The sequence below is a fragment of the Streptococcus sp. IsoGale022 genome (genome assembly GCF_031142805.1).
In the GTDB taxonomy this organism is placed as follows: Bacteria; Bacillota; Bacilli; order Lactobacillales; family Streptococcaceae; genus Streptococcus; species Streptococcus sanguinis_A.
This window is the reverse complement of sequence record NZ_JAKZJI010000030.1, coordinates 1-6,392: the sequence shown is the minus strand read 5'-3', so window position 1 is coordinate 6,392 and position 6,392 is coordinate 1. Positions and strand designations below refer to the sequence as shown.

Below are 6,392 nucleotides of genomic sequence, written 5' to 3'. Positions count from 1 at the left end.
TGTCGCATTGGTGCTGATTGGAGTTACCTTGGTAACGGTCGGTGTATAAGTAGCAGTAACTTCAGTACCATTCTTATCCACACGTTTCACAGTGACTGGTGTTGGTGTACCAATATACTGTTTCTCTGGAGTAAAGGTGACAGAACCATCTGAGTTGATAGTGTATTCCCCTACTCCCTGAACAGTCTTCTTAGACTGACCGTCTTCGAAGGTCATTGGAGAATCCATATCAATTGGAACGGCTGAGTCGCCAGGAGTGAAAATAGGCGTCCCCTTTTGTGGTTGACCTTGAATGCCAGTTGATTCAGCATTGGTGCCAGTTGGGGTTACTTTGGTAACTTCTGGGGTATAAGTAGCCGTTATTTCTGTGCCGTTAGCATCGACTCGTTTAACCCTAACAGGTGTCGCCTTGCCAGTGAATTGCTTATCTGGAGTGAAGGTAATGGAACCATCTGAATTAATGGTGTAAGTTCCTTGATTAGCCACTACCAAAGTATCAGTCCCATTTTCAAAGGTCATTGGTTTGGTCATATCGATTGGAACTGCTTGGTCGCCTGGACTGAAAGTTGGCTTGCCACTTTGCGGTTGACCTTGAAGGCCGGTTGATTCAGCATTGGTGCTGGTAGGCGTTACCCGTGTTACCGTTGGCGTATAGGTGGCAGTAACTTCCGTGCCGTTCTTATCTACACGTTTAACAGTAACTGAAGCTGGGGTCCCCACATAATGTTTGTCTGGGGTAAAGGTGATAGTACCGTCTGAGTTGATGGTATATTCTCCTACTCCTTGAACCGTCTTCTTAGGTTGACCATCGTCAAAGGTCATTGGAGAGTCCATATCAATCGGAACTAGCGGATCGCCACCTTGGAAGCTCGGGCTACCTATTTGCGGAACACCCTGAGGACCTGTGCTAGTCGCGTCGGTTCCTCTTGGAACCACTTCTTTCACTACTGCTTGGTATTTGACTGTAACAGGGGTGCCATTGGCATCAGTGCGAGTCAATTCAAGTTCTGGTGTTTCCCCCTTAAACTGCTTGAGTGGGGTAAAGGTAACCTTACCATCAGAGTCCACTTCAAACTTACCGACATTCTGTACTTCTTTCACCGTTGAATGGTTATCAAACAATGGAGTCGAACCAACAGGGAATGGAACAGAGTCGTGCCCTGGTGTGAAGGTCACTTTACCTTCTTGAACTTGACCTTGCAGGCCTTCTGTCTTGTTTCCAACACCAATTGGCTTTACAGCTGTCACTGTTGCTTGATATTTTGCCTTAGCAAGAGTACCATTGACATCTGCACGACTGACTTCAATTTCAGGTGTTTTACCTACAAATGTCTTAACCGGTGTAAAGGTAATATTACCATCAATATCCACTTCAAACTTACCAACATTTTCAATTTCTTTCACATTGGTACCAGTGTCAAAAACTGGGGTACTGTCTGCTGAAAAGCCTACTTCTGGTCTTCCAGCTTCAAAAGTAATCTTACCATTCTGAACCAATCCTTGTGGACCTTCAGTCTGATCGCCAGTTGCATTTGGAATAACTTCTTCAACAGTAGGAGTGTAAGTGGCCGTCACCTCTGTGCCATTTGTGTCAACTCGTTTAACCTTGACTGGAGTCGCCTTGCCAGTAAATTTCTTCTCTGGCTTAAAAGTAATGGAACCATCTGAATTAATAGTATAAATTCCTTGATCAGCTACTACCAACGTGTCAGTCCCATTTTCAAAGGTCATTGGTTGGGCCATATCAATCGGCACATCTTGGTCACCTGGGGTGAAAATCGGCTTGCCACTTTGTTGTTGACCTTGGAGACCGGTTGATTCAGCATTGATGCTTCTTGGTGTGACATGCGTCACGGTTGGTGTGTAAGTAGCCGTCACTTCTGTTCCATTTGTGTCTACTCGTTTGATTGTCACTGGAGCTGGGGTTCCGACGTATTGTTTGTCTGGCGTGAAAGTAATCGAGCCATCTGACTCAATGACATAAGTCCCAACCTTGTCTACCTTCTTAGTTGTTTGATTATCTTCAAAGGTCATTGGTTGGGCCATATCAATAGGCACAGCTTTGTCACCCGCAGTGAAAGTAGGTGTACCTGATTGTGGTAGACCTTGAAGACCTGTGCTAGTCGCATTGGTACCTGTAGGAACCACTTCTTTCACCACTGCTTGGTACTTGACTGTAACAGGAGTGCCATTCACATCTGCTCGAATCAATGTCAGCTCAGGAGTGGTTCCCTTAAACTGCTTGTCTGGCGTGAAGGTCACCTTACCATTAGCATCCACTTCAAATTTACCAACGTTTAGGACCTCTTTAACAGTCAAACCATTGTCAAAGAGTGGAGTTGTTTCAGCTGGGAATGGTACAGAGGCATGGCCAGGTGTGAAAGTAACATGGCCTTCTTGAACCTGACCTTGCAATCCTTCTGTCTTATCACCAGTACCAGTCGGAGTTACCTTGGTAACAGTTGGCGTATAGGTTGCTCTTACTTCTGTGCCATTTTCGTCAACTCGTTTGACCGTCACCGCGGCTGGGGTACCGACGTATTGTTTATCTGGGGTAAAGGTAATAGAACCATCTGAATTAATGGTGTATTCTCCCACGCCCGAAACAATCTTCTTAGGTTGATCATTGTCAAAGGTCATTTGCTTGTTATAGTCAATTGGAACCGCTGGGTCGCCTTCCTTGAAGACCGGCGTTCCTGTTTGTGGCACCCCTTGAGGACCTGATGAAGTAGCAGGTGTGCTGGTTGGTGTGACCTTGGTCACGTTAGGTGTATAGGTAGCAGTCACTTCTGTGCCGTTGGCATCTACGCGTTTAACCGTAACTGGTGTCGCCTTGCCAGTGAATTGCTTAAGCGGCTTGAAGGTAATGGTATCATCTGAATTGATAGTATAAGTTCCTTCATTCGCCACTTCCAAGGTGTCCGTCCCATTTTCAAAAGTCATGGCTTTGCTCATGTCAATTGGGATTTGTTGGTCACCTGCAGTGAAAGTTGGCTTACCACTTTGTGCTTGACCTTGAAGACCAGTTGATTCAGCATTGGTACTTCTTGGCGTTACTTGGGTTACCTTAGGTTGATAACGTGCTCGGTGTGCTTTACCGTCGGCATCACTGACTTGAACTACCACTGGGTCTGGCATGCCATAAAAAGTCTTGATAGGCTTGAAGGTCACTTGGCCGGTATTTGGATCCAATTCATAGGTTCCCACTTGCTGGCCATTGGCCATGGCAGGCACCGTATTGTCTGTTACTAGCCGTCCATTCGCATCCACGAAGCTAGCCGGACGAGAAGCATCTGGCGTAACAGGGGGCGTATTCGCATCATCATCATTAAAGACTAGCGTTTTATTTTGTTCCAGTCCCTGAAGACCACTTGATTCGTAGTTTGGAATCTTACGGACTGTTGGCACATAACGGCCGTCCATGTTATTCAACTGATCATTTTTATTAGGGTCAGAAGCATCCGTCGAAGTCCAACCAGTCGAGGTGCCATTGCTGTCAGTCCAACGAATATTAATTCCATCAGCAGTTCCAGAAAAGTCCGCATTTGGCGTGAAGGATACTTGCACATCATTGCCATTGTTGGTCACCACATAGGTCCCTTCTGGACGAATATAACTCGTGCCATCCGCTGACTGCAAAACATTGCCCTGATTGTCTAAGACTTGAGGCGCTTGGCTACTCATAACCGCATTAACACTGTCGTCTGAGCGATCCGTTCCTTTAGGTGTGAAGTGAAGGACAGCAGTTTGAGTCTCGCCTGTAAAGCCATCCGTAGTCTGCTTCTCCCCCTTAGGAGGATAAATACGATGCAAGAGCATATCTTCTACTTCACCACTAAAGGCAATACCTGTTGGCTTCTCAATATCGCCTGCATTTGTGGCAATACGGAAACGCATACCCAATTCATTTACTTGTCCGCCACTAATATTTTGGTTGGCATTGAAGGTCAAGGTATAGTCACCAGCAGTTGTAACCTCTTGTAGATTGCTACCTTCGCTTTCACTGAAGACTCCATCATTATTGAAGTCTATCCAGGCCTTGACATAGGATTTAGCATTACCATTTGGATTAGCTTTGATTTTAATTGTGTAAGTTCCGTTTTTGGCTTTATCTAAATCTAGCAAATCATTAGAAGTACTTAATTGATCGTCTGCTAGTAATTGGTTGGCTCCCTCGTCCTTATGCTCCTTTTTATCGTCCAGAACCCAGTCATTGGATGACTCAACATCTATATCAGCTGGCGTTGTCCCTAAATAAGGTTGATTAATAGGGGCGTTGGTCACCGAGTCACGTCCCGAAATGGTATGGAAGGCTTCGCCATAACTCTCAGGCCCATCACTCCCATCTACCACGAGGAAGCCCATCATCATGGCTTGTTGCCCAGATGATGCAACATAGAATCCTACTTCAGAGGCCCCACGCGTCATCACTACAGGAACCGTCCGTTCGTTAGAACGGTTTGGTCCGAAGACCTGGGTACCCAGACCTCCTGTCACAGTATCTGGACTGAGATATTTATACCAGTCTACGCTCTTATCTTTTAAGATTAAAAGCCCCCTTAACTTAACGTCCTCATCATCCAACATTTTTTTGGTGATAACCGTATAGGCTTCTTTGGCCGGGCTCTTCAGCTTCCATTCACCCATGTATTCCCAACCCGTACCGTTAGTGGTAAAGATTGCGAATTCACCTGGGTTGGCATCTTCACCATCGGCCATAACCACCGTAGGGGCCACCCGCTTACCAAGATAGGTAGCCTCAATATCGAATTTTACCCCCCAGTTGGTAGAGTTTTTTGGATAAACCAATTGGGTCTTTCGATTCTGAGTATTGAAGCCTTGGGCACGTATGGTCGTCCATTGGTTCTGGGCTGCCCCTGTAACTGATGGAGGTGTTTTACCATAATCTGGCGCAGATTTTAAGAAGCCATTCTCAGCGTTGGGGTTATAGGTCCCCTCTGTTGCAGTACCTGCGACCCGTTTTCTATAGATTTCAGTCGAGTTAAAAGGCTTGAGCTCTTTGACCGTTAAGGTCACTTTGTAACCAGGTGAAATTTCCTTGGTGAAAGTAGTCCCTACCTGAAGGCCACCGCTTTGATTCAAGTTTTTCCAACTTGCGCTATCTGAAAAATCAAGCCAACTAATCTGTTTGGCTAATTGGGTACTATCTTTTTTGACAGATTCCTCCAAGCTTGGTTTAGGTACTCGTGGCGTAGAGGTAGCATCATCAGCCCCAGCTGGTCCAGTACCTATCGGAACTCCTGTTGTTACGCTGTTCTGTTGTCCAGTAGTTGCCGCATCTCGTCTCACGCGACGAGAGCGATTAGGCTGAGCTAGATCTGAGGTTGCTTCTGACTTTTCAGCCACGACAGCCGCGTTAGATATTTCTGGGTGAACAGTGATTGGTTGAGTATTCTCAACTGATTTAGTTGCTGTAGATTCAGTAGATCCTTCAACCTTCTCAGGCTCTGAGCTTCTTGGACTAGGATTATCATCTGATTGAGGAATCTCAGTAGCAGAAGCAAGTGCTGAACTTTCTTTTGCTTGTATATGTTCAGAAGCAACAGTTTCAGCAGAATTCACTGATGATTCGGCTATTCCTGTTTGCGAAACTTCGTTTTGGACACCAGAATCACTAGCTTCGTCAGCACTAACTTGTGCCGCTGCTCCCAAAAGAAGCAGGGTTGACAAGAGCACAGAACAAACACCGACGTTTAGTTTTCGAATCGAAAACTTACGCAGGTGAGGATTAAATAAATCTTTTCCCATAATAATCTCCTAAATTATCATCTAGTTACAATAGTTTTATTATACAACATTCCGTTTTAATTAGCTATATATATAATTATAATTATATAAAATTTTTTAAAAATGGACATAAAGCGCTTTGCAGTCTATTTTTTAAAACAAAAGAAAAAATAAACCATAAAAAATCTTTATAAATTAAATAAATCTGGGAATATTTCAAATTCTACTTTAATATTTAATATTTTAGAAATGCTATTATTATGAAGTTTTTAAGAGTTTTTCTCTTTGGATATAAAGAAAAAAGATTCACTAACGAATCTTTTCCCTTTTATTTTAGTATCTAAGAAACCTAAATTCTTAATTTTTAGTCCTCAGACTTTTTCTTTCTCTTCTCTAAACCAATCAGTCCTAAACCTGATACTCCCGCAAGTAAGCTTGCTGCTAAGTATGAGGTTTCTTCTGAGCCGGTCTTAGGAAGGGATTTAGCACTCTCGCTCTTAGAAAGAGACGGTGGTGCAGGTGTAATCGTCCGCTCCGGCTGAACAGGATTTTCTGTCACAGTCGGAACGTAAATCGCTGAAATCGTCTGACCATTGCGGTCTTTGCGAATCACTGTCACACCGTCAGCTTGACCGACAAAGCCA

General features: G+C 44.4%; 2 protein-coding genes. Both read right to left on the bottom strand.

The features are described from left to right. Nucleotides 1-5,769, bottom strand: a 5,769-nt coding sequence (locus RG608_RS11430; protein ID WP_308946997.1) for a CshA/CshB family fibrillar adhesin-related protein, incomplete at its 3' end; no start/stop codon positions are given. A gap of 343 nt (nt 5,770-6,112) precedes the next feature. After that, a partial coding sequence (locus tag RG608_RS11425; RefSeq protein WP_308946996.1) for an LPXTG cell wall anchor domain-containing protein occupies nt 6,113-6,392 on the bottom strand: 280 nt, incomplete at its 5' end.